A 1,982-nucleotide genomic window follows, 5' to 3' on the forward strand; every position below is an offset into this window, starting at 1 on the left:
CCTCGGGCGTGATCGCTTCTGGTTCTTTGTCTGACATGATCGCCCCACTCTTTGCTTTACCCAAGTTAATGCCCTGAGGCGGCAAGGTTCAAGAACCAAGCGCTTGCTGCGTCACTTGGGCCAAGGCTTGCCGCAGCGATGCAGCGTCTGGCTGCTGGGCCACCGCAACACCCTGCGCTGGAATATCCAGCTCTGCAAGAACGGCCAAGCTGATCGCCGCGACAAAGACCGGTGCAGACCCCGCGATGCGGCGGTATTCCGCGCAAAACAGCTTGGCCGAACGCGGCGAAAACAGTGGCAGCAGAACCGGCGCCGTGCCCTGCAACAAAGCCACAGCCTGCGGGGTCAGCGGCAAGGGCCTTTGCCGGTAGACTTGGGCCAAAACTGGCTCTAATCCTGCCGAAATCAGAGCATCACGCAGGCTGGTTGCGGCCTCTTGCGCCTGTAACAACAACAGCGGCCCCTTCAGGTTTTGTGCCAGAATCAAAGCCGCCAGATCCGCCGCATTGCCATCCGCCGAGACCGCCTGCCAGCCCTGAGCAGCGGCTGCAAGCGCGGTGCGCTTGCCGACACAAAAGGCGCGCTTTGGCAGCGAAACCCGCAAACCCGCCGCCGCCAACACCCCGGTTTCCGAGGTAAAGATCATCGCCGCATAGGGTTTTTGCGCAATATCGGGCCGCAGAAACTCTGGCTCCATCAGCGGCGAGATCACGACATCACCGATCAGCCCATGCGCAAACCGCTGGCTTTGCGCCAAAGGCCGCGTCAACAGAAAGCTGGCTTGGGATTGTCTGACCATGCCCTAGGTGTTACCTGCGAAGAGGGCAGCAATCAACGGCGGAACATGGCAAACACACTGACCTTTCTGGGCATCGAGTCGAGCTGTGATGACACGGCCGCAGCGGTCGTGCGCCATCAGCTGGGCGGCTCGGCGCAGGTTCTGGCCTCGATCGTCGAAGGCCAGACGGCGCTGCATGCAGATTTTGGCGGTGTTGTGCCAGAAATTGCCGCCCGCGCCCATGCCGAGCGGCTGGATCATTGCGTCGAACGCGCCTTGTCACAGGCGGGGCTGCGCTTGGCAGATCTGGACGGTATCGCGGTCACCGCAGGGCCGGGGCTGATCGGCGGTGTGCTGTCTGGGGTGATGTTGGCCAAGGGGCTGACGGCGGCGACGGGCTTGCCGCTGGTTGGCGTTAACCATTTGGCCGGCCACGCGCTGACGCCACGGCTGACCGATGGGCTCGCCTTTCCCTATCTGATGCTGCTGGTTTCAGGCGGTCATTGCCAGTTTCTGATCGCGCATTCCGCTGATAAATTCGAACGCCTTGGCGGCACCATCGACGATGCCCCGGGCGAGGCTTTTGACAAAACCGCCAAGCTTTTGGGTCTGGCGCAACCCGGCGGGCCGCTGGTGCAGGCCGAAGCGCTGCATGGCGATGCCAAACGCTTTGCCTTTCCGCGGCCGCTGCTGGATCGGGCGGGCTGCGATATGTCGTTCTCGGGGCTTAAAACGGCTCTATTACGTGCGCGCGACGCGATCCTTGCAGAAAAAGGCGGGCTGACGGTTCAGGATCGGCGCGATCTGTGCGCAGGGTTTCAGGCAGCCGTTGCCGATGTTTTGGCCGAGAAAACCCGCCGGGCTTTGGCGGTCTATCTTGCGCTTTCGCCCGAGGTGCCCGCCTTTGCCGTTGCGGGTGGCGTGGCGGCAAATACCGCTATTCGCGCCAAGTTAGAGACTGTTTGTGCCGATAACGGCGCTGCGTTTTTCGCCCCACCTTTGGCGCTTTGCACCGACAATGCCGCGATGATCGCCTGGGCGGGGATCGAGCGGTTTCGCTCAGGTGGGCGCGATGATGCCAGCCTCTCCGCCCGCCCGCGCTGGCCTTTGGATGCCACGGCGGCCCCGATGCTTGGGTCGGGCAAAAAGGGGGCAAAGTCGTGATCGGCATCCTTGGCGCAGGCGCTTTTGGCACGGCTCTTGC

General features: G+C 62.8%; 2 protein-coding genes. One reads left to right on the forward strand and one right to left on the reverse strand.

Annotated features, from left to right (window positions below):
- Positions 1 to 88: 88 nt before the first annotated feature.
- Positions 89 to 799, reverse strand: a complete 711-nt coding sequence (locus V7Q10_RS15555; RefSeq protein ID WP_333870050.1) for a uroporphyrinogen-III synthase — start codon at positions 797 to 799, stop codon at positions 89 to 91.
- Positions 800 to 844: 45 nt separating this feature from the next.
- On the opposite strand from V7Q10_RS15555, the gene tsaD reads away from it, so the two are divergent.
- Positions 845 to 1,942, forward strand: a complete 1,098-nt coding sequence (gene tsaD / locus V7Q10_RS15560; RefSeq protein WP_333870051.1) for a tRNA (adenosine(37)-N6)-threonylcarbamoyltransferase complex transferase subunit TsaD — start codon at positions 845 to 847, stop codon at positions 1,940 to 1,942.
- The last annotated feature ends 40 nt before the right edge of the window (positions 1,943 to 1,982 follow it).

Origin of the sequence: Cypionkella sp., assembly GCF_036782355.1 — a bacterium.
In the GTDB taxonomy this organism is placed as follows: Bacteria; Pseudomonadota; Alphaproteobacteria; order Rhodobacterales; family Rhodobacteraceae; genus Cypionkella.